Genomic DNA, 21,668 nt, shown 5'->3' on the forward strand with positions numbered 1-21,668 from the left:
TGCGCTCTTCAGGCTGAAGCTGTTGATACGTTCTTCTTTTTTGCATGTGCGCACCTTACACGAGGAAGGTGTTGCACTTCAGATTTGATCGCGCCCTGATTCAACGGGCTGTCCTTTCAACGCAAACGGGGCATCTGGATTGGCGACCGTACTGCTTGTCGATGACGATCCGAATATTTTGCGCCCGCTTCAACTTCTGGTGGAACGGGAGGGATACCGCGTGGTCACGGCGCAGGATGGGAGGGCGGCGCTGGCTGCAATGGCCATTGAAAGTCCAGGTCTCATTGTGACCGACTGGATGATGCCGCACATTGACGGCGTTGAACTATGCCGACGCCTGAAGGGCGACCCTGCAACGGCGGATATTCCTGTGGTCATGTTGTCGGCAGCGCTGCCGCCTACTCCGAAGGAACCGTTGTGGGACGTACTTTTGCGGAAACCCGCTCCTATAGCTCAACTGACAAAGGCGATTCACACTCTGCTGGGCAGACGCCACCCGGACTCGCCCGCGCCTCCTTCCGGGCACTGACCATTCGGAATTGCGTTCCCCCATGGCGCAAGCTTCCGTGGTTCGCAACTGCCCAATGAGCGTGCCAATGCCGACTGCATATAATTCGTTCCCGCCAGGGCGCACCGGATTGCCGCGATTGTCTTAATGATGTGATACTTTGCCCCATGTGAACGTTTGCTTCACACAACACGAGAGCAAATGCAGATATAGAACGCCGCCCAAACGGCGTCGACAGCGATACCGTAGCCGATCGGAAGTGGAAGTGCGAAAAGAACGCCTCGACCAGGGAGTTTCGATTGCCCTATTGCGCAACCAGACAGCGCTGTCGCTCTGCATCGATCGCCGTACTGGCGCTTTCGCTCGCGTGCTTCGCCTGCCGTAACAGGCAGGATTCGCCGGCAGCCACCGGCCAGCCTCCGACCGTTCTGGTCACCACCGTCACCGCATCGCCGATTCCCAATATCGTGGAGCTTCCTGGCCGCATCGAGGCGGTTCGTACGGCCGAAGTGCGGGCACGTGTCGATGGCATCGTCGAGCGCCGGCTGTACCAGGAGGGAACGGACGTTGCAGCGGGCGCACCGTTGTTCCAGATCGATGCACGTGACTACCGCGCCCAGTTGCAGCGGGCCCAGGCCGCGTTGCAGCGTGCAGAAGCCGTGCGCGTGAATTCAGCCTCCGTCGTCGCGCGTTTTGAACCGCTGGTCGGCCGCCATGCGGTCAGTGCCCAGGAGTATGACGCGGCACTGGCCACGCTCCAGCAGGCGCAGGCGAACGTGTCCGATGCAAGCGCCGAAGTGACCCTCGCGCAGTTGAGGCTCGATCGATGCACGGTCCGAGCGCCGATCGCCGGGCGCGTGGGTCGGGCGCAGGTCACGGAGGGCGCGCTTGTCAGCGCCAGTGCGGCCACCCTGTTGACGCAGGTCAATCAGCTTTCGCCGATCAACGCGGTCTTCACCCAGTCGAATACGTCGATGCTCGACTTCGAGCAGCGAATCCAGTCCGGCGCACTCAAGCCGCCCGACATGCACCACATCGAGGTTCACCTGATTCTGTCGGACGGGCGGGACTATGCCGAGCCGGGTTTCCTCGACTTCACCGACCTCGCTGTCGACCCTTCCACGGGCACGCAGACCGTGCGCGCCCAGTTCGCCAACCCGGCGCGCACCTTGTTGCCAGGCCAGTTCGTGCGCGGGCGTATCGCCGCGGGAACGGTCCTGAAGGGCATCCGCGTGCCTGAGCGAGCCGTGCAGATCGACAACGGCACGGCCAGCGTGGCGATCGTCGCCGGGGATGGGACCGTGGTCCGCCGGAATGTCGAACTGGGTGAGCAGGAGGAAGGCGAGTGGGTGATTCGCGACGGCCTGAAACCAGGCGAGCGGGTCATCGTCGACGGATGGCATAAGGTCCAGCCGGGGCAGCGGGTCAATGCCCAGCCGGCGCCGGCGTCCAGTCCATCCGTGGGCTGAGCGGGCGCCGCCGATGAACCGCTTCTTCGTCTACCGCCCGGTGTTCGCCTGGGTGATCGCGTTGTTCATGGTGTTGTTCGGTATCGTCGCGTTACTGCTGCTTCCGGTCGAGCAATATCCGGATGTCGCTCCGCCGGCCCTCACCGTGCAGGCCAGCTTTAGCGGCGCCGACGCGCAGACGCTCGACCGGACCGTGACCTCCATCATCGAAGACGAGATGAACGGGATCGAGAACTTTCTGTACATGTCCTCGACCAGCCGCGCGAACGGCACCGCCCAGATCACCGTCACACTCAAGCCCGGCACGAATCTCGACATCGCCCGCACGCAGGTGCAGGACCGTCTGAGCCGCGTCGAACCCCGTTTGCCTCAGGAGGTTCGGCAGCTCGGCATCAGTGTCACCAAGGCTTCGTCGGGTTTCCTGATGCTGATTGCGCTGCAGTCCAACGATGGCGCGACTGACGCAGTGGAAATGGGCAACTTCGCGTCCAACAATATCGTCAACGAGCTGCGCCGCATCGACGGCGTGGGCGACGTGCAACTCTTCGGCTCGTCATACGCGATGCGGATCTGGCTCGACCAGAACAAGCTCGCGGGATTCGGTCTGTCGGCGAGCGAAGTGTTGACGGCCGTGCAGGAGCAGAACAGCCAGACCGCCGGTGGTGGACTCGGCGATCAGCCGATCGCGGCCGGTTCCGAGTTCAATGCGCAGATCGTGACGCAGAGCCGCTTCTCGACACCCGAACAGTTCCGTCAGATCATCGTGCGAGCCAACCCGGATGGGTCAACCGTGCGACTCGGCGATGTGGCTCGCGTGGAACTGGGCAACGACAGCTATGGTTTTCGGTTGACGGTCAACGGCAAGGAATCGGCTGGCATCGCGATCCAGCTGGCGAGCGGCGCCAATGCGCTCGCCGTCGCCACTAACGTGCGCCAGCGCCTGGCGGAGTTGCAATCGACCTTCCCGCGGGGCGTGGTCTGGACGGTTCCTTTCGATACGACGCCTTTTATCACCACGTCCGTCAATGGCGTGTTGCGCACGATGATCGAGGCGCTGCTGCTGGTCACCGTCGTGGTGTTCCTGTTCCTGCAGGACTGGCGGGCCACGCTGATTCCCACGCTGATTGTCCCCATAGCCCTGGTCGGAACGTGTTTCGGACTGTATCTGTTCGGGCTTTCGATCAATATTCTTTCGCTGTTCGGCATGGTGGTGGCGATCGGCATCCTCAACGACGATGCGATCGTCGTCGTCGAGAACGTGGCGCGCGTCATGCGCGAGGATGGCATCAACGCGCGTCAGGCGACGGTCAAGGCGATCGGGCAGATCTCCGGCGCCGTGATCGCCAGTACCCTGGTGCTGGTCGCGGTGTTTATTCCGATGGCGTTCTTCCCGGGTTCGACGGGCGGCATCTACCGGCAATTCTCGGTCACGCTGACGGTCTCGATCTTCCTGTCGACGGTCCTCGCGCTCACGCTCGGCGCCGCCTTGTGCGCGACGCTGCTCAAGGGTGACCCGGGGCGCGCGCCCGATACCGAACCGACCGTCCCTCGCGGGCCGGCGGGGGTACTGCACCGGCTATTCGGCGGGTTCAACCGGGGTCTCGAAACGGCGACCGCGAAGTACATTCACAGCGTCGACGTGATGTTGCGGGCGCCCGTGCGCTGGCTGCTGGTTTTCGGTGTCGCGTGCGTGGCCACGGTCTATCTGTTCATGCGGCTGCCGGGGGGCTTTCTGCCAACCGAGGACCAGGGGCACATCTTCGTCTCCTACACCGGCGCGCCCGGGTCCACCGTGGGACGCACGCAGCAGGCGGTCGACCAGGTCGAGGCGTTTTTGCGGCAGCAGCCGCAGGTGCGCAACATCGCCTCGGTGACGGGGTTCAGCTTCTTCGGGCAGGGGCAATCGGCCGCGCTCTCGTTCGTGGATCTGCAGCCTTGGGGCGAGCGCCCTGGTAGCGAAAACTCGGCGAGCGCGCTGGTCCAGCGCGCCAACGCGGCCTTCCGGCAGATTCCCGAGGCCTTGATCTTCGCGCTTGACCCACCTCCGATTCCGTCGCTCGGCAACGCGACCGGCTTCACGATGAAGATCCAGGACCGCAGTGGGGCGGGTGGCCCGGCACTGCAACAGGCGGCCCTGCGAATGATGATGGAGGCGGCGCAGAGCAATATCGTCACCGGCGTACGCTCGGAGGGCCTGCCGGCGGCGCCGCAACTCTATGTCGAGATCGACCGGGTCAAGGCGCGGGCGCTGGGGCTGCAGATCGGTCAGGTGAACCGGGCGCTTTCGCTGGCGTTCGGCTCCAACTATGTGAACGACTTCGTCTACGAAGGTAACGTCCTGCGCGTCTTTCTGCAGGCGGATGCGGCGCAGCGCATGCGACCGGAGGACGTGAGCGCAATGCGGCTTCGCAACGATCAGAACCAGATGGTGCCTTTTTCGGCCTTCACGCGCGTGCGGTGGATTTCCGGGCCGCAACAGCTTGAACGCTACAACGGATTTCCGTCCGCCACGATTTCGGGCCAGGCTGCGGCCGGTCAGTCGAGCGGTTCGGCGATCGCCGAAATGGCGCGCATCGCCGACCGGGTCCTGACGGGCAATCTGAGCTATGAATGGACCGGCACCGCCTTCGAAGAGAAACAGGCGGGCGGCCAGATCGGCCTGCTGCTTGGGCTTTCATTGATCGTCGTCTTCCTGCTGCTCGCGGCGCTCTATGAAAGCTGGGCGATTCCGGCGTCGGTCCTGCTCATCATTCCGTTCGGGGTGGTCGGTGCCGTGCTTCTGACGATGGCGCGCGGTCTGTCCGCTGACGTTTATTTCAACATCGGCCTTGTGACGATCATTGGCCTTGCTGCAAAGAACGCGATCCTGATTGTCGAATTTGCGATCAAGGAAGAGGCCGAAGGAAAAGATCCGGCTACAGCTGCGAAGAATGGCGCGCAGCAACGCCTGCGCCCGATCCTGATGACAAGTCTCACATTCGTGCTCGGCATGATGCCGCTTGTGCTTGCAACGGGAGCAGGCGCTGCGAGCCGGCGGGCGGTCGGCACCGGTGTCATGGGCAGTATGATCACGGCCACATTTTTCGGGATCTTCTTCACGCCGCTGTTTTACGTGGCTGCACGCAAGTGGCTGAGCCGCAAGAGGCGCTATAGCGAGGAAGAGGACGTCGCGGCGCTTCAGGCGGAGCGTCGTGACCGGCGCGGAGACCCGGGCGATGCGTAAGTTCTTCCTGCTGGTCGCCGCCTGCAGCGTGCTTGCCGCGTGCAACCTGGCGCCCGCGTATCGCCAGCCGGATCTGCCGGTCGCCGGGCACTTCGACGAATCCGAGGTTCCTGAGGGAGCTGGAGCGGGCGGTGGCCGCCTCGCCACGGAAATTGGCTGGCAGGTCTTTTTTGGCGACCCTCAACTCAAGTTCCTCATCGCCGCGGCGCTCGAGCGCAATCGCGACCTTGCGGCGTCGGTGGCGCGCATCGAGCAGGCCCGCGCGCTGTACCGCATCCAGAACGCGGCGCGTTTGCCTCAGGTCAATGCTAACGCCGGAGCCACGCGAACCCAGGCTCCGCTAGGTTCGTTCGATCCGGAATTCGCGGACACCGATGCGACGGTCAGGTTCAACCAGTACAACGTTCAGGCTGCAGTGACGTCGTTCGAGCTGGACTTCTGGGGCCGCGTCAGCAACCAGAGTGAAGCGGCGCGCCGCCGGTATCTGGCGACGATAGAAGCCCAACGCGCGTTCCGCCTGTCATTGATCAGCAACGTGGCGGCAACCTATTACGCGATCCGTGCGGGCGAAGAGGGGATCGAACTGGCCGAGCGCACGGTAAAGAGCCGCCAGTACGCACTGGAGATCGCGACGCTGCGTCTCGACGCCGGTGTGACCTCTTCGGTCGACTATGAGCAGGCGGCCATTCTCGTCACCCAAGCCCAGACGCAACTCGCGGAACTGCGCCGATCGACCGGCCAGCTACGCAACCAGTTGACGATTCTTGTCGGCGGCCCGGTCGAAGGCCCGCTTCCTGCGGCGCGCCCGATAGAAGATCCCGGCCAGTTCGGCGAGCTGGACGCGGGCCTGCCTTCGGCGCTGCTCGCGAACCGCCCCGACGTCCGGCAGGCGGAGCAGCAGCTGCGCGCCGCGGACGCAGACATCGGCGCCGCGCGTGCAGACTTCTTCCCCCGGATATCGCTTACCGGCAGTTTCGGCTACGTCTCGTCCGAACTGAGCGACCTGTTCGTGCCGGCCAAGCAGGCGTGGTCGTTCGGTGGACTGGTGAGCCTGCCTGTCTTTGATGCGGGCCAGCGTCAGGCACAGCTCGGCCAGGCACGGGCGCGACGCGACGAACTGGTTGCGGATTACCAGCGAACCGTGCAGACCGCCTTTAGCGAAGTGTCGGACGCGCTGATCGGACGGCAGCGCTACAAGGAGCAGATCGTGGCGCAGGAGCAGGCCGTGGAGGCGCAGCGGCGGCTCGCCGAAGCGGCTCAGCTGCGCTACGAGAATGGCATCTCGATCTATCTCGAGGTGGTGGACGCACGACGCAACCTGTTCTCCGACGAGCAGCAACTGATCCAGCTTCGTGCGACTGCGCTGCAGAACAGTGTCTCTCTTTACATCGCGCTGGGCGGCGGGCTGGATGCCCCATGACCTGAGCTGACGCAGGCAGCCGTGTCGCCGTGCATCCGCGTTTCGCTCGCCAGGCCTGCAGGGCAATCAACGATGCGTGCAGTGTCCTAAGCGCTAGCTGGCGTTGAGCGCGTGCCAGGTTCGAGCCTGGTCTGCGCGGCGCAAAGCGCCGCGCCTTTCTCTGGCTCAACAGCTACGCAGGTGCGTCCGTCCGATTTCAACGTCCACGCGAGAGCAGGTTGTTCACCGAGGTGACGCCGTCGACGGTTTTCGCGCCCTGTTCAGCCAGTGCGACCTGGTCGCGCGCGGGTACCCATCCGATAAGCGTGACTGCGCCTGATCGGGAGAAGACGAAGACGTGAGACAGGCTGACGCCGGTTCGCGCAGCTACGGCGCGGACGTTGTGTTCGATCTGTCGGTCGCTTGTGCTCGGGTCGCTATTGGCATGGACTGCCGGCACGATTGCGCCGGAAATCAACAGTGCGAGTGTTGAAGTAATGGCTGTTTTCACAATACCTCCTTACAGATAGGCAGGTTTGCCGGCGAACCCCGGCAGCAAGTCTTCCGGACCGACTCGACGAGGGGCCCCTGGAAGTAGATGGAACAAAATCCCCGCGCACCTGGCGCACGCACGCACATCCGTATCAACGGAGCGACCGGGGTTTTGTCAGTCGGGACGGCCGGCGGTATCGCCGCCGCCCCGCCAAAAGCTTGCGCGTTCCTCGTGCTGAACGCGGCATCGGATTCGTCAGCGGCGCGGAACAGCTGAAGCCGTGCCGCTTACGCCCTGCGGGGCGTTATCCGTGTGAGGAGAGAAAGTCGATTTGAGGCGCTTGCAGGCCCGCACCCAGTGGTTCCCCCCGACTGGGCGCGATTCCTCGCGCGGTGTCCGATGTTCTGATCATAGTCCGTAATGCCGGCGCGTGCTGTGAGGTTGCAAGGACAACCGTCTGGATTGGCCGGCAAACGTATCGCACCCAGGAATCCCGGCAATACGAAAGGTCGGAGTCGAAAATTCTCTGGCGTACCCGGATGGTTGCCGTCGTCAGTCGTTGCATTTGCACAACGTCACGATCCGCCAATGCAGCCAGTTGTGCGATTCCATGCGCTGCGTGGTTCGGCATGGAGGGCGAGGCCTGTCTTTCACCTGGTTTTGCCGTCTATAGATTCAAACGGATCTGGCAGGCAAATGACCACGGCATCATGGCCACGAAACGCGTGCTACTCCGTGATCGATTCGCGCGCAACCGCTACGAACGACAGCGTTTTCCCTGACGCATCAAATCAACACGGAGCGAAACAGCGCTACCTATAATCGCCTCGAAATGTGACGGAGACATTTCATCCGACCGGGAAACGCGGGGAGTAAATGCCTATGCCGAGCGGTTTGGAGACACTAAAATTAACATAGGATATCTAATGAAAAAGAGAGTTCTGGTCTTGTCGATGATGGCGGCCGCGGCGGCCGCTCACGCGCAGAGCAGCGTCACGCTGTATGGTCGCATCGACAATGGTGTTCAGTATGAAACCGGCCTCCCGGGCGGGAAGAACGCGTTCGTCGCCCAGAGCGGCGACTGGGGTTGCTCATGGTGGGGGATGGAGGGTGCAGAAGATCTGGGTGGCGGTACCAAGGCGATCTTTCAGCTGGAAAGCCAGTTGAATACGCAGACCGGCGCGTTGGCGGGCAATCTGTTCGGCCGCCACGCCACGGTTGGGTTTACCAATGATCGCTTCGGTCTCTTCAAGATGGGTAACCTCGGTGCCGGCGAACTGTCGCAGGACAGCTGGGGCACGGATCCCCAGTTGATGCAGCGCTATGCCATCTCGACACTGGTGCGCGGCCGCAACTGGGCGAGCACCAGCAACGGTGCCGAATATAATTCGCCGGTATTGCTCGGCGGCCTGGTGCTCAAAGGTCAATACTCGCTCACCAACAATACCAGCTGGAACTCGGCGCCGGTCAACGCTCAGGGTGTGCCCACCGGCCAGGGCCGTACCAATGCTGTCGAAGGGATCTACACGTTCGGCAGCGGGGATTTTCGCGTGATTTATGACGAGGTCCGCGGCGCAGACGGTTCGTTCAATAACGTCTACTCGGCGTCACGTTCGATCCTGGCTGGCGGTACATATGTATTGGGTCCCGTGAAACTCTACGCTGGCTACCAGCACCTGAACGCACCCAGCGCGACCAATGCGAGCGTGGGCGTCAGCGATGCGTCGCAGCCGGCCGGCGTCAGCGCGCCGACGGGGGTCAATCACGAATGGTTCGGTGCTGCGTGGCAGGTGAATGACGCCACGGCACTGACCGGCGCGGTTTTCCACGCGAACGCGAACAACGGCAACGGTAACGCAACGCTGTTTACGCTTGCGGCGACGTATGCCCTGTCCAAGCGCACCTTCCTCTATACGGAAGCCGGCTACATCCGCAACAGCTCGACGTCGAACATCAACCTCGGTAACGGCTCGTACGGCAACAACAACTTCGATCCGGCTACCAACACGTCGTCCAATAGCAACCCGGACTATGGCCACAGCCAGACTGGCGTGTTCGCCGGCATCATGACGACGTTTTAGGCGAGGCGGGTCTGAAGTGCCTGAGCCGGCAATCGTAGCGAATTCAATGTAGTTAAAACTGTCTGTCTGTCGTTCTTCAAGAGGCCGGTGCGACGCATCCTCCACCCTCGTGGTACCGGCCGTTTTTTTGTGCGAACCTCTAGCAGCTTCGCTTTGCAGTATAGGGTTTCCTCGCGTTTGAAAGCGCTTTCAAGCTGGCTATGCTACGGGCCATGATTGAAGAGAGCCCCAATCCAGCCAATGTGACACTTGAGGAAATCGCTCGGGCAGCCGGCGTTTCCCCCAGCACGGTGTCGCGCATCCTGAACGGTTCCGCGCGCGTCGGACCGGCAAAGCAACAGGCCGTCGAGCAGGCTATTGCGCGCTTCAACTATCGGCCGAACGTGCTCGCGCGAAGCCTCGCGAGCGGAAAAACCGACACCATCGGCGTCTTGACGCAAACGATCGCCAGCCCGTTTTACGCTGAATGGATGCGCGGCATCGAAGACGCACTGCATGAGCCGGGCTTTACGCCGCTCTTCGTCAGCAGCCGCTGGAGCGTCAGGGATGAGGTCTCGCGTATCGAACAGTTCATCGAGCGACGCGTCGACGGCATCATCGTGCTGCACGCGCAACTCGACGAGCAATCTCTTCGCGATTATTCGCGGCGCGTGCCGATCGTGGCGCTCGGGCGTTCGCTGCAGAACAGCCCCACCCTCGCCGGCTTGTCGATCAACAACCTCCAGGGCGCGCGTGATGCGACCCAGCACCTGATCGACCAGGGCCATCGCGAGATCGCCTTCATTGGCGGCCCGCACAATCACGCGGATGCAATCGAGCGGCTGGACGGTTACCGGATGACGCTCGAGGAAGCCGGCATTGCCTTCGATGCCAACCGGGTCGAGCACGCAGACTTCCTGGAAGCCGGTGGACTTGCCGCGATGGAGCGGTTGTTTGCGCGCGGCCAGTCGTTTAGCGCGGTCTTCTGCGCGAACGACCTGTCGGCCTATGGCGCGCGTCTCGCCCTGTTTCGCCATGGGCTGCGCGTGCCGGAGGACGTTTCGCTGGTCGGCTTCGACGATTTGCCTGCTTCTTCGTACATGACGCCGCCGCTGACAACCGTCCGCCAGCCAACCTACGAAATCGGCCGCCTTGCGGCTGAGGCGACCATGCAGCTGATCCGCAAGGAATCCGTGGTTCTCAATCCGGTCCCGGTCACGCTGGTGACCCGGGAAACCACGCGACGGATATCGCCGTCATGTCGGGAAGGAGATTCGCAGGGATAGATATCCGGGCGCCAGGACGTTGTTCGGCGGTCCGCTATATGTTGTTGTGTGAAAGCGCTTTCAGAATGTCAGGATCGGCCTTGCGGGCTCAGAGGCAGTGAATGACTACGCATATCCGGCCATAGACCGGAACTGTTTCGAGTCGTGGATAAGAGTAGTTTTACCAAACGTCACGGATAGGAATCCGAAATGGTAATGAAAGTATCGAAAGCCATTTTCAAGGCGAAGGCATGCGAACTGTTCCGGCATGTCGAGATGTTGGGGGAGCCCGTCGTCGTTACAGATCGCGGGCAGCCCACCATCGAAATCCGGCCTTATCGCAGCAAGCGCCAGAATCCGCTCGACCTGCTGCGGGCGTCCATCGTGCATTTCAACGTGAAGCACGCGACCGAGGCGGTCGCAGGTGAGCAGGAAGAGTGATGATCACGCTCGATACGTTTGCGCTGGTGTGCTGGCTGAGCGGGCAGAAAGGCTTGAGCAAGGCCGCGCGCTGCGCAATCGATCAGGAGCTGAACGGTGGCGACATCCTGATTTCGGCGATCAGCGCGCTTGAAATCGCGGAATTCATCGAAGAAGGGCGCCTTGAGCTGTCGATGGATACGCGCAGCTGGCTCTCGACGTGCGCGTCGGTGGAAGGCGTGCGGATGATCCCGGTCGATACCGAGATCGCGTTTCGCGCGGCCACGTTGTCGCCGGCGCTATCGTCCCATCAGAGGTTGATCGTTGCGACCGCACGCACTTTCGGCGGCGCGCTTGTCACGCCGGACGCCAAAGTGCGCACCTCAACCTACGTGGAAACGATCTGGTGAGCTGCGCCAGCATGCTTTTGCATTCTTCGTGCCCACAGGGACGCGATGCCTGGGACCGTACGCGCGAACTCGCCACCGCGTGGCGAGGCGTGTCAGGACACCGTCGTGCGGGTCGGGCGCTTGCGCTCCGGCCGATGCCCCTTGCGCGAGGTCGTCGGGGCCGGCCCGGTGGAGTCGCGCACGACGAGTTCGGCCGGCAGGGTGATGCGTTGCGAGGCCGCCTCGATGCCGGCGATCTGCGCGAGCAGCGTATTGACCGCCGAGCGCGCCATCTGCTGGAACGGCTGGCGGATCGTCGTGAGCGCCGGATGGAATTGCTCGGACATCGGGATGTCGTCGAAGCCGATCACCGAGACGTCGTCCGGCACGCGCAAGCCGGCTTCCCTGACCGCGGCGATGACGCCGAACGCACTCTGATCATTCGCCGTGAAGATCGCGGTTGGCGGATCCGCGAGGTTGAGCAGGTCGAATGTGACATCGAACGCCATCATCTGCGAGAGATCGCCGGCGGCGACGAGCGCCTTTTCGCGCGGCAGCCCGAGCCGGGCCAGTGTGTCGTGGTAGCCGCGCTGCCGGTCGCGCACGCCCTCGATGGTTTCGTCGCCCGCGAGGAAGGCGATCCGCTTGTGGCCGAGTTCCGCGAGGTGCTCGACCGCGAGACGGGCGCCGCCATAGTTGTCGACCGACACCGCTGGAAAGCCGGTCAACGTGCCGCGCTGATCGACGACAACGACCGGCACCTTGGCGGTTGCCAGCGCTTCGAGACAAAGCGATTCGCGCGGCAGGATCGCGAGGATGCCGTCCGAGAATTGCTGGATCAGTCCAAGCAGGTCGTGATGCGTATGGCGGTCCTCGTCGAATACCGTGTAGACCAGGATCTCGCAGCCCGCGCCGCGCGCCGCGCGACCCGCGCCGAGAATCAGCTCGCTGGAGAACTGGGTGTCGAGCGTCGGCGTGATGATGCCGATGATGCCGTTGCGACCGCCCGAGAGTTTCTGCGCGGTACGATTGACGACGTAGCCGATGTCCGACGCGATTCTCAACACTTCGTCACGGGTTTCCCGCGACACGCCTGGACGACCGTTGAGCGCGCGCGAAGCGGTCATCTGGGACACGCCGGCGAGCTTGGCGACATGTTCGAGCGTAGGGGTCTGCTTTGCCATGCCTGACGAGGGGGTGCGTGTGGTCATGCCGGAGTCGACTGATGGTTAACGTTAGCGATACCGTTCTTGTGTCGTTTATTCTATCAGAACTGACCGTCGGCTCGATTTTCGTGGCCGATAGGCCTGCGCAGCAACTGCGTGAGCAAAAATGCGCGCTTCCGCAGTCTGGCGGTGCCTGCATCAGGCGACCAGGTAAATCCCGCATAGCGTCGGTTCATGTATCATCCTAACATTCACTAACGTTAAGGCTAACGTTAAACGTTTTTGTTGGTATTCCAATATTCACAAGAGGGGACACAAACATGGCGCACCCGGCTTTTTGTAAAGCGCGGTCAATTGTCGGCGTCACGGCGCTCGCATGCTCTTTGTCTGCCGTTGTATCGACAGCCGCATTTGCACAATCGGGCAACACGATCACCGAGTGGGACCAGCAGACCAATACGTCGTCGAGCAAGATCATTCGCGACGCGTCGGATCGCTTCGAAAAGGCGGACCCGGGCTACAAGGTCGAGAACTCGCACATCCTGAACGAGGCATACAAGACGAAGCTGAAGGTCGCTTTCGGCGCGAACCAGCCGCCGTGCGTGTTCGAGAACTGGGGCGGCGGCGGCCTGCACGAGTACGTGAAATCCGGCCAGATCGTCGACCTCACGCCGTACCTGAACAAGGATCCGGCGTATCGCAACCGCTTCATGCAATCGTCGTGGAATGTCACGACATTCGACGGCAAGACCTACGGTGTTGCTGCCGAAAACGCAGCGGCCGCGGTGATCTTCTACAACAAGGAAGTCTTCAAGAAGTACGGCATCACGCCGCCGAAGACGTGGGACGAACTGGTGCACGTCGTTGATGTGCTGAAGTCGCACAACGTTGCAGCGTTCTCGCTCGCGAACAAGAACAAGTGGACTGGCTCGATGTACTACATGTACCTCGTCGACCGTATCGGTGGTCCGCAAGTCGTGAAGGACGCGATCGAAGGCAAGGGCAAAGGCTTCGAAGATCCGGCGTTTATCGAAGCCGGCAGGCGCATCCAGGAACTCGTGAAGGCTGGCGCGTTCGCACCGGGCATCAACGGTCTTGATTACGACTCGGGTGCTTCGCGCCGTCTGCTGTACTCGGGCAAGGCTGCAATGGAGTTGATGGGCGCCTGGGAAGCTTCGACGATCGCGAACGAAGATCCGGCGTTCTCGAAGGATCTCGACTTCTTCCCGTTCCCGAGCGTGACGGGCGGCAAGGGTGATCCGCGCGACCTGATCGGCACGGTGGGCGATGGCTTCCTGAGCATCTCGACCGAGTGCAAGACGCCGGACGCAGCGTTCAAGCTGATCCAGGCCCTGACCGACGAGCAGGCGATGCAGGATCGCGCGTCGAATGACCACAAGCTCCCGCCGGTCAATAACGTCAAGATCGACGATCCGTTCACGCAGCGTCTGCAGAAACTGCTTGCCGCGGCTCCGAGCGTGCAGCTCTGGTACGACCAGGCACTGCCGCCGGCCCTCGGCGAAATGCACAAGGACACGACGCAGCAACTGTTCGGTCTGTCGCTGACGCCTGAGGCAGCTGCGCAGCAAATGGAAGCCGCTTCGAAGAAGGGCGGTTAATCTCAGTCCTAAAGAAAGGTCCGGCCGGCACCGCGAGGTGCCGGCCGGCATACACGCTCGTGAATATCGCACTTTCCGCTACACCCGAACGCCGGCTGCGCCTCTCATCGCAAACGCTCGTCACGGTCGTGTTTCTTGCGCCGTCGCTGCTGCTGCTGGCCGTGTTCCTGCTTTATCCGCTCGTCTCCAGTCTGCGGCTGTCGCTGCTCGACTGGAATGGCCTTGGCAACACTGCCCGTTATATCGGGCTCGCGAACTGGGGGCGACTTGCCCAGGACATGGTGTTCTGGCAATCGCTCAAGAACAACGTGATTCTTGCCGTCGCGTCGATCATCATCCAGCTTCCGATCGCGCTCGTGCTCGCCGTGCTGCTGGAAAAGGCCGGCCGTGGCTCGCGCGTGCTCAAGGTTCTCTATTTCCTGCCGCTGCTCATGTCGAGCGTGGCGATCGGCGTGCTGTTCAAGCAAATCTACGATCCGAATTTCGGTCCGCTCAACGTCGCGCTGCAGGCATTCGGGCTTGATGTCTTCGCGAAGGACTGGCTGGGCGACACGCGTTTTTCGCTGGGTGCGAGCATTGCCGTGATCATCTGGCAGAACGCGCCTTTCTACATGATTCTGTTCCTCGCCGGTCTCTCGTCAATGCCGGCCGAGGTCAACGAGGCTGCCCTCCTCGACGGCGCCTCCGAGTGGACCATTTTCTGGCGCATCAAGCTGCCGCACCTGCAAGGCACGCTGCGCACGGCTGTGCTCCTGTCCGTGCTCGGATCGCTGCGTTACTTCGATCTGGTCTTTGTCATGACCGGTGGCGGCCCCGAAGGCTCGTCCGAGGTGATGGCCACCTACATGTATCGCACGGTGTTTAGTTCGTTCCAGCTCGGGTACGGCAGCACCATCGGCTCGGCGATGTTCCTTATCGTCATCACGGTGGCGGCGGTATCGATGTACCTCACCCGCCGTTATGCAACCGAGGTCTGAACCATGAACAAGAAACTACGTTTCCCCCGCGTGGGGATTCCTCTCCTGGCACTGATCTGGCTGGCTGTCACGACGATCCCGTTTATCTTCATGGTCGCGTCAAGCTTCAAGAGTCAGGAAGAGACCTTCGCGACGTCCGTGTGGGCGCCGCCGAGCCACCTGTATTGGGGGAATTACGCGGCTGTGCTGAAGGGGCCGTTCTTCACGTATTTCCGTAACAGCGTGTTCACGGTGGGCGTGTCGGTGGTGCTGATCGTCATCATCAGTGCGATGGCGGCCTACGTGTTTGCGCGTATGCGCTTCACGCTGAACAAGACGCTGTTCGGTCTCGTGGTCGCCGGCATGATCGTGCCGCTGCATGCGACGCTCGTGCCGATCTATCTGCTTACGCGCAACCTCGGTCTTTACGATACGCAGTTCGCGCTGCTCGGCCCTTATGTGGCCCTCAGTCTGCCGGTGTCGATCTTCATCCTGACCGAGTTCATGCGCCAGATTCCGCGCGAGCTTGAAGAAGCGGCGCAGCTCGACGGCTGCAGTCCGTTCCGTATCTTCTGGCGTATTTTCTTCCCGCTTTCGGGACCGGGGCTCGCCACTGTGGCGATCTTCAACGGCATTGGTCTCTGGAACGAGTTCATCTTCGCGTACATGCTCACGTCGACGTCCGAGCACCGTACGCTGCCGCTCGCGATCTGGGACTTCATGGGGCAATACGCGTCGAACATACCCTCGATGCTGGCTGTCCTCGTGCTCACGTCGCTGCCGCTGATTGTTGCCTACGCGTTCGGTCAGGAGCGCGTGATCAAGGGGATGATGGCTGGCTCGCTCAAGGGCTGATCCACGTCGCACACCGCCTCCAATCGTGCGGGCTAAAGTGGCCCGCACACCGAACTTCGCATAAAACGATATGGCAAGCATTTCCCTCACTAACGTACAGAAGTCCTATGCAAGCGGCAACGCGGTGATCCGCGACGCCAACCTCGATGTCGGCAAGGACGAATTCTGCGTATTCCTCGGGCCGTCGGGCTGCGGCAAGTCCACGCTGCTGCGCATGATCGCCGGTCTCGAATCGATCACCGCCGGCGAGCTGCGCATTGACGGCGAGCTGATGAACAACGTGTCGCCGGCGGAGCGCCGTGTCGCCATGGTGTTCCAGAACTACGCGCTGTATCCGCACATGAGCGTCTACGAGAACATGGCGTTCGGCCTGCGTCAGGCGAAGATCGACAAGGCGACGATCGACAGCAAGGTGCGTCGCACGGCTGCCACGCTGCAGCTCGATGGGCTGCTGGACCGCAAGCCCGCTGCATTGTCCGGTGGACAGCGGCAGCGCGTGGCGATCGGCCGCGCGATCGTGCGCGAGCCGGGCGTGTTCCTGTTCGACGAGCCGTTGTCGAATCTCGACGCAGCGCTGCGCGTGCAGACCCGTATCGAGATCGCGCGTCTGCACCGCGAATTCCGCCAGGCGAGCGCGGTTTACGTCACGCACGACCAGATCGAAGCCATGGCATTGGCCGACAAGATCGTGCTGTTGCAAGCCGGTGCCGAATTGGAGAAGCACGGCAGCATCGCGCAGATCGGCGCGCCGCTGGATCTGTATCACCGTCCCAAGAGCCGCTTCGTGGCGGGCTTCATCGGCTCGCCGAAGATGAACTTCCTGCCGGGCGCAGTAACGGCGATCGACCCCCAGGGTATCGAGATCGAGCTGACGAGCGGTGAGCGCGTGCGTGCGCATGTCGACGGTCGCAAGCTGCAAGTGGGCACGCATGTCACGTTGGGCATCCGCCCGGAACACCTGGCTTTGCCCAATGGTCAGCCAGGCGCCCAGGCGATTCGCTGCGCCGTGCGTCTCGTGGAACGGATGGGTGAGCACAGCTACGTGCATATCGACGGCGGTAGCCGTGACGGCAACGCGCTGATCGCCAAACTGCCGGGCGATGGCGGTGTGTCGCACGACGAACGCATCGAACTTACGCTGGCGCCCGAAGCCTGCCACGTGTTCGACGAACAGGACTTCGCGCTGCCGCGTCTGAACTGAACCTTACGTTTGAGCTGACGAGCCCGCGCCGGACGAACGACGGCCGCAAACGGCGAAGCAATGCTGCTTCGTCGCGATATCGAGGCAACGAATTTCCAGTCATTTCAGTATTTGGGAAATTTAGAGGACTGCGAAATTTGCAAGGAATATGAAGCACGGGGAAGGGGTTCAGACGGATCGACGCCGTTCCCTGCGATTGTGATGAAAAACGGAATTGTCGGCGCTATGCGCGCCTTGCACACCAGAATAATTTAAAGGAGTTCCAGATGTTGCTTCGCCAAAGTGAGATTCCGCTCTACCGCAACCCCGCGGCGGCTGTGGACGAGCGCGTTTCCGATTTGCTGGCGCGCATGACGCTGGACGAGAAGATTGCCCAGCTTCACGCCGCGTGGCTGAAGCTGTCGTCCGACGGCAATCACGAAGCGCGTACCGTGGACTTTGCACATGGCGAAGCCGGTATCGCGGTCGAAACCCTGCTTCAACACGGGCTCGGTCAGATTACGCGTCCGCTCGGGACGCATACAGTCGATCCGAGGGAGGGCGTGCGTGCGCTCAACGCGCTGCAGCGGCAGATGGTGGAGAACACACGCCTGGGTATTCCAGTCATGTCTCACGAAGAATGTCTGGTCGGCCTGATGATCAAGGACGCCACGCTGTTCCCGTCGCCGCTGAACTATGCGGCGACCTGGAATCCGGTGCTCGTCGAACGGGTGGGGCAGATCATCGGCGAGCAGGCGCGCTCGATTGGCTGCCATCAAGGGCTCGCGCCGGTGCTGGACGTATCGCGCGATCCACGCTGGGGACGCACCGAAGAGACGCTTGGCGAAGATCCCTATCTGGTCGGGGTACTCGCTTGTCACTACGTCAAGGGGCTGCAGGGAGAACGGCGAGACCTGCTTGCGACGCTCAAGCATTTCGTCGGGCATTCGGCTAGCGAAGGCGGCCGCAATCACGCGCCCGTTCACGTCGGCCCGCGGGAACTCAACGACATCTTCATGCTGCCGTTCGAGATGGCGGTCAAGCTTGCGGACGCGGGGTCCATCATGCCCGCCTATCACGATATCGACGGCGTGCCGTGCCATGCGGACCGCACGTTGCTCACGACCACCTTGCGCGAAAAGTGGGGCTTCGACGGGTTGGTCGTCGCGGACTATGCCGCCGTCGATCTGCTCTACAGTCACCATGCGGTCGCGCGCGACAGCGCGGCTGCCGCAGCGCTCGCGTTCAATGCGGGACTCGACGTCGAGTTGCCCGGACACGAATGCGCACTGCACCTGAAAGAAGCGCTGGCGCGCGGCGAGATCAGCGAAGAGACGATCGACGCTGCCGTATCGAGGGTGTTGCGCACGAAGTTCCGCCTCGGCCTGTTCGAAAATCCGTACGTCGATGCGGACCGTGTGGACGTGAAAAGCGAATCGGCCGGCGACACGGCTTATCAGGTGGCGCTCGAATCGGCCGTGCTCCTGCGCAACGAAGGCGGCGCGTTGCCGCTGGATGCCAAAGGGTCGGCGAAGGTCGCGGTCATCGGGCCGACCGCCGACGATCCGCTGGCGCTCTTGGCCGGCTACAGTTTTCCGGTGCACCTGATCAACGCGGGCGAGCAGTCGGGCGCATCGATCGGGACGCCGCTGCAGGCACTGCGCACGCTGCTTGGCGATGAACGGGTCATCTATGCCCGCGGCTGCGACATCATTGCAGTGCGCCGTGCCGGCGCACCCGTGTTCCCCGGCGACGTGGCGCTGGACGTCATGGCCGACGCGGGCCGTGACGAGTTGATCAGCCAGGACACAGGCCGCATCGCGGCGGCGGTCGAAGCCGCGCGACAGGCGGGCGTTGCGGTCGTCTTCGTCGGCGATCTGGCGGGGCTGTTCCAGTCTGGCACGGTGGGCGAGGGCTCGGACACCGACAGCCTGGATCTCCCCGGCGTGCAACAGGCTTTGCTGGCTGCGGTGGTCGACAGCGGCACGCCGACGGTCGTCGTGATGACGGGTGGCCGTCCCTATAACCTGGGTGGTCTGGAGGACCGGATCGCCGCGCAGGTCATGGCGTTCGCGCCGGGCGAGCGGGGCGCCGAGGCACTCGCGGATCTGCTGGTGGGCCGCGCCAATTTCACGGGCCGCTTGCCGCTGTCAGTGCCGAAGAGCGCCGGGGCCGTGCCCTATACATACAACCACCGGCTGAAGAGCGCCGGCACGCCGATTGCCTACCATTTTGGTTGCCGCTATCCGTTCGGTTTTGGGCTCAGTTACACGCAGTTCCGTTACGCCGGGCTCACGCTGGCCCGACGTGAAGTGCCGCTCGAGGACGGGACCATCGAATTGAGCTTCACGGTCGAAAACGTCGGCCCGCGCGAAGGCAGCGAAATCGTGCAGATCTATGTGCGCGACAGGCTCGCCTCATCGTCGCGACCGGTGCGTGAATTGAAGGCCTTCGCACGCGTGCCACTGGCGGCAGACGCTTCTGCGAAGGTTCGCGTAAGGATTCCCGTGGACATGCTCAATTTCACCGATGGGCGAGGCGAGCGCATCGTCGAACCGGGCGAGTTCGATCTGATGGTCGGAAGCTCGAGCCGCGACGTTTACCTGACTGACACGGTGACTGTTGCCGGTGACGCTGTGAGAACCCTCGAACGCGACTGGCGCATGGTGAGCGAGGTCGAAATACTGCAGTAAGCGGCAAATCGGGGGAGCGCGCCAGCCAGGGGGCGGCTGGGCGCGATGTGTTTGTTGTCATACTCGTAACAAGTGGAAAATCAGATGTCGTACGCAATCTATCCCAGCCTCTCAGGCAAGACAGTCGTTATCACCGGCGGCGGCAGCGGCATTGGCGCCGCGATGGTCGAGGCATTCGCACGGCAGGGTGCGCGGGTTTTTTTCCTTGACGTCGCCGAGGAAGATTCACTGGCATTGCAGGAATCGCTGCGCGACGCCACCCACCCGCCATTGTTCCGTCGCTGCGACCTGCGCAGTGTGGACGCAATACAGAGCACCTTCGCCGGGATCGTCGATATCGCCGGGCCGATCGAGGTTCTCGTCAACAATGCCGGCAATGACGACCGGCACGAACTCGACGCCGTCACGTCGTCCTACTGGGACGAACGCATCGCCGTGAACCTGCGGCACCATTTCTTTTGCGCCCAGACCGCAGCGGCGGGCATGCGCAAGATCGGGCGCGGCGTGATCCTGAATCTTGGCTCGATTTCCTGGCACCTGGCAATGCCGAACCTGGCTATCTACATGAGTGCGAAGTCCGGTATCGAGGGGCTGACGCGTGGCCTGGCGCGCGATCTCGGAGACGCCGGCATACGTGTGAACTGCATTATCCCGGGCGCGGTTCGAACCCCCCGTCAGATGCAGTTGTGGCAGTCGCCTGAGAGCGAAGCGAAGGTTGTCGCGAGCCAATGTCTGCGTCAACGGATCGAGCCCGAGCACGTCGCCCGGATGGCATTGTTTCTTGCGTCCGATGATGCGGCCCGCTGTTCCGGGCGTGACTATTTCGTCGATGCCGGGTGGTACGGCGAATGAGCACCAGCGTCCCTGTCTGCGTATGGCCGGACAATGCCGAACTGGGCGAAGGTCCGCTGTGGCAGGCCGAGGAGAACGCGGTCTACTTCGTCGATATCAAGGGCTGCAATATCCATCGTCTGTCGGTCGCCACGGGGCAAACGCAGACGTGGAAGGCGCCCGCCCAGCCCGGTTTTGTCGTGCCGCTTGCAGACCACCATGCGCTTATTTGCGGCCTGCCGGACGGCCTGCATCGCTTCGATGCCCGGAGCGGGCAATTCAGCAAGCTCAAGGAAGTCGAAGCACACCTGCCAGGCAACCGGCTCAATGACGGCTTCGTGGATGCCAGCGGGCACCTGTGGTTCGGTTCAATGGATGACGGCGAAGAGCAGCCGAACGGCACCCTGTATCGCGTGAGCGACGAAGGGCAAGTGGTGGCCCATGACGACGGATATGTGATCACCAACGGCCCGGCATTGAGCCCGGACGGACGCACGCTCTATCACGGCGACACCATGCGGCGCGTGGTGTATGCCTTCGACGTGAGCGAAGACGGGACGTTGTCGCGCAAACGCACGTTTGCCGCGATTTCCGGCGACGGATACCCGGACGGAATGGCGGTCGATGCCGACGGATTCGTGTGGATTGCTCTTTTCGGCGGATGGCGTATCGAACGGTACTCGCCCGATGGCAAGCGTGTGGAGCAGGTGCCGTTTCCCTGCGCCAATGTCACGAAGCTCGCGTTTGGTGGGGACGATCTGCGGACTGTCTATGTTTCGACGGCCTGGAAGGGACTGTCGTCAGAAGAGCGCCAGCAGCAGCCGCTTGCAGGCGGACTGTTTTCGTTTCGTTCTCCGACGCGCGGCCAACCCCAGGCGCGATGCACAAGGGGCTTTTCGCAATGATCGGGGGCGCGGAACAGGATCGCTGCGCGAGCGTAACGCGAGTCGGCACGCTGCAAACCAGATATGCGACCCGAGCGGCCCGGGGTTTTCCGGAATGCGCGAACGGACATGAAAACCGTGCCCTTGGTTGTTTGCACAGATAGCCGCGCGTAACATTCAGGATGTTTCCGGTAACGTAATCGAAGATAGTGCATCGGTTGGCGCAATACGTTGCAGTGGTGTCCATGCACTTCGCGG

Annotated in this window: 17 protein-coding genes; 15 read left to right on the forward strand and 2 right to left on the reverse strand. The window is 62.4% G+C overall.

The features are described from left to right. Positions 1 to 139: 139 nt before the first annotated feature. The 4 genes from P3T23_RS43315 to P3T23_RS43330 all read left to right on the forward strand — a co-directional run bounded on the left by P3T23_RS43315 (position 140) and on the right by P3T23_RS43330 (position 6,620). Entirely contained in the window at positions 140 to 529 is a 390-nt protein-coding gene (locus tag P3T23_RS43315; RefSeq protein ID WP_429322196.1) for a response regulator, read from the forward strand. A 278-nt stretch (positions 530 to 807) separates the two neighbouring features. Further along, a complete protein-coding gene (locus P3T23_RS43320; RefSeq protein ID WP_429322197.1) occupies positions 808 to 1,977 on the forward strand; it encodes an efflux RND transporter periplasmic adaptor subunit in 1,170 nt (389 codons plus the stop codon). A gap of 13 nt (positions 1,978 to 1,990) precedes the next feature. Further along, the gene (locus tag P3T23_RS43325; protein ID WP_429322198.1) at positions 1,991 to 5,200 is read left to right on the forward strand and encodes a multidrug efflux RND transporter permease subunit; all 3,210 of its coding nucleotides are present in this window, start codon (positions 1,991 to 1,993) and stop codon (positions 5,198 to 5,200) included. Beyond that, entirely contained in the window at positions 5,193 to 6,620 is a 1,428-nt protein-coding gene (locus P3T23_RS43330; protein WP_429322199.1) for an efflux transporter outer membrane subunit, read from the forward strand. Before P3T23_RS43325 ends, P3T23_RS43330 begins: the two co-directional genes overlap by 8 nt. A 196-nt stretch (positions 6,621 to 6,816) precedes the next feature. On the opposite strand, the gene P3T23_RS43335 is transcribed toward P3T23_RS43330, so the two are convergent. Next, positions 6,817 to 7,110, reverse strand: coding sequence for a BON domain-containing protein (locus P3T23_RS43335; RefSeq protein ID WP_429322200.1), 294 nt, complete (start codon positions 7,108 to 7,110; stop codon positions 6,817 to 6,819). Between the two features lie 908 nt (positions 7,111 to 8,018). Here P3T23_RS43335 and P3T23_RS43340 point away from each other — a divergent pair. The 4 genes from P3T23_RS43340 to P3T23_RS43355 all read left to right on the forward strand — a co-directional run bounded on the left by P3T23_RS43340 (position 8,019) and on the right by P3T23_RS43355 (position 11,247). Further along, on the forward strand, positions 8,019 to 9,173 hold the full coding sequence (locus tag P3T23_RS43340; protein WP_429322201.1) for a porin: 1,155 nt from the start codon (positions 8,019 to 8,021) through the stop codon (positions 9,171 to 9,173). A gap of 212 nt (positions 9,174 to 9,385) precedes the next feature. Next, a complete protein-coding gene (locus P3T23_RS43345; protein WP_429322202.1) occupies positions 9,386 to 10,438 on the forward strand; it encodes a LacI family DNA-binding transcriptional regulator in 1,053 nt (350 codons plus the stop codon). Positions 10,439 to 10,633: 195 nt separating this feature from the next. Next, on the forward strand, positions 10,634 to 10,858 hold the full coding sequence (locus P3T23_RS43350) for a type II toxin-antitoxin system Phd/YefM family antitoxin (protein WP_429322203.1): 225 nt from the start codon (positions 10,634 to 10,636) through the stop codon (positions 10,856 to 10,858). Beyond that, positions 10,858 to 11,247 carry a type II toxin-antitoxin system VapC family toxin gene (locus tag P3T23_RS43355; RefSeq protein ID WP_429322204.1) on the forward strand — a complete coding sequence of 130 codons (390 nt, stop codon included), beginning with the start codon at positions 10,858 to 10,860 and terminating at the stop codon, positions 11,245 to 11,247. Before P3T23_RS43350 ends, P3T23_RS43355 begins: the two co-directional genes overlap by 1 nt. Before the next feature lie 92 nt (positions 11,248 to 11,339). Here the strand turns inward: P3T23_RS43355 and P3T23_RS43360 are convergent, their stop codons facing one another. Continuing rightward, positions 11,340 to 12,437 carry a LacI family DNA-binding transcriptional regulator gene (locus P3T23_RS43360; protein ID WP_429322205.1) on the reverse strand — a complete coding sequence of 366 codons (1,098 nt, stop codon included), beginning with the start codon at positions 12,435 to 12,437 and terminating at the stop codon, positions 11,340 to 11,342. Positions 12,438 to 12,775: 338 nt separating this feature from the next. Here P3T23_RS43360 and P3T23_RS43365 point away from each other — a divergent pair, with 338 nt between their 5' ends. From P3T23_RS43365 to P3T23_RS43395, 7 genes are all read left to right on the forward strand, one after another. Further along, positions 12,776 to 14,011 (forward strand): extracellular solute-binding protein, encoded by a 1,236-nt coding sequence (locus P3T23_RS43365; RefSeq protein ID WP_429322206.1) that lies wholly within the window; start codon positions 12,776 to 12,778, stop codon positions 14,009 to 14,011. A gap of 59 nt (positions 14,012 to 14,070) precedes the next feature. Beyond that, complete coding sequence (locus tag P3T23_RS43370) at positions 14,071 to 14,988, forward strand: carbohydrate ABC transporter permease (protein ID WP_429322207.1); 918 nt, start codon at positions 14,071 to 14,073, stop codon at positions 14,986 to 14,988. A 3-nt stretch (positions 14,989 to 14,991) separates the two neighbouring features. Beyond that, positions 14,992 to 15,822 (forward strand): carbohydrate ABC transporter permease, encoded by an 831-nt coding sequence (locus P3T23_RS43375; RefSeq protein ID WP_429322208.1) that lies wholly within the window; start codon positions 14,992 to 14,994, stop codon positions 15,820 to 15,822. A gap of 70 nt (positions 15,823 to 15,892) precedes the next feature. Beyond that, positions 15,893 to 17,023, forward strand: a complete 1,131-nt coding sequence (locus P3T23_RS43380; protein WP_429322209.1) for an ABC transporter ATP-binding protein — start codon at positions 15,893 to 15,895, stop codon at positions 17,021 to 17,023. Between the two features lie 266 nt (positions 17,024 to 17,289). Continuing rightward, positions 17,290 to 19,695, forward strand: coding sequence for a glycoside hydrolase family 3 N-terminal domain-containing protein (locus P3T23_RS43385; protein ID WP_429322210.1), 2,406 nt, complete (start codon positions 17,290 to 17,292; stop codon positions 19,693 to 19,695). Positions 19,696 to 19,779: 84 nt separating this feature from the next. Next, entirely contained in the window at positions 19,780 to 20,547 is a 768-nt protein-coding gene (locus P3T23_RS43390) for an SDR family NAD(P)-dependent oxidoreductase (protein WP_429322211.1), read from the forward strand. Further along, positions 20,544 to 21,431: an SMP-30/gluconolactonase/LRE family protein gene (locus P3T23_RS43395; RefSeq protein ID WP_429322212.1), complete on the forward strand. Its 888-nt coding sequence runs from the start codon at positions 20,544 to 20,546 to the stop codon at positions 21,429 to 21,431. Before P3T23_RS43390 ends, P3T23_RS43395 begins: the two co-directional genes overlap by 4 nt. Positions 21,432 to 21,668: the final 237 nt, after the last annotated feature.

Origin of the sequence: Paraburkholderia sp. GAS448, from assembly GCF_050435685.1 — a bacterium.
Classification (GTDB): Bacteria; Pseudomonadota; Gammaproteobacteria; order Burkholderiales; family Burkholderiaceae; genus Paraburkholderia.

Excerpts from the sequence above, each read along its gene's own strand:
- P3T23_RS43330 (WP_429322199.1), top strand. The coding sequence starts at position 5,193 with ATGCGTAAGTTCTTCCTGCTGGTCGCCGCCTGCAGCGTGCTTGCCGCG.
- P3T23_RS43375 (WP_429322208.1), top strand. The coding sequence starts at position 14,992 with ATGAACAAGAAACTACGTTTCCCCCGCGTGGGGATTCCTCTCCTGGCA.
- P3T23_RS43350 (WP_429322203.1), top strand. The coding sequence starts at position 10,634 with ATGAAAGTATCGAAAGCCATTTTCAAGGCGAAGGCATGCGAACTGTTC.
- P3T23_RS43390 (WP_429322211.1), top strand. The coding sequence starts at position 19,780 with ATGTCGTACGCAATCTATCCCAGCCTCTCAGGCAAGACAGTCGTTATC.
- P3T23_RS43325 (WP_429322198.1), top strand. The coding sequence starts at position 1,991 with ATGAACCGCTTCTTCGTCTACCGCCCGGTGTTCGCCTGGGTGATCGCG.
- P3T23_RS43340 (WP_429322201.1), top strand. The coding sequence starts at position 8,019 with ATGAAAAAGAGAGTTCTGGTCTTGTCGATGATGGCGGCCGCGGCGGCC.
- P3T23_RS43360 (WP_429322205.1), bottom strand. The coding sequence starts at position 12,437 with ATGACCACACGCACCCCCTCGTCAGGCATGGCAAAGCAGACCCCTACG.
- P3T23_RS43395 (WP_429322212.1), top strand. The coding sequence starts at position 20,544 with ATGAGCACCAGCGTCCCTGTCTGCGTATGGCCGGACAATGCCGAACTG.
- P3T23_RS43345 (WP_429322202.1), top strand. The coding sequence starts at position 9,386 with ATGATTGAAGAGAGCCCCAATCCAGCCAATGTGACACTTGAGGAAATC.
- P3T23_RS43380 (WP_429322209.1), top strand. The coding sequence starts at position 15,893 with ATGGCAAGCATTTCCCTCACTAACGTACAGAAGTCCTATGCAAGCGGC.
- P3T23_RS43355 (WP_429322204.1), top strand. The coding sequence starts at position 10,858 with ATGATCACGCTCGATACGTTTGCGCTGGTGTGCTGGCTGAGCGGGCAG.
- P3T23_RS43385 (WP_429322210.1), top strand. The coding sequence starts at position 17,290 with ATGTTGCTTCGCCAAAGTGAGATTCCGCTCTACCGCAACCCCGCGGCG.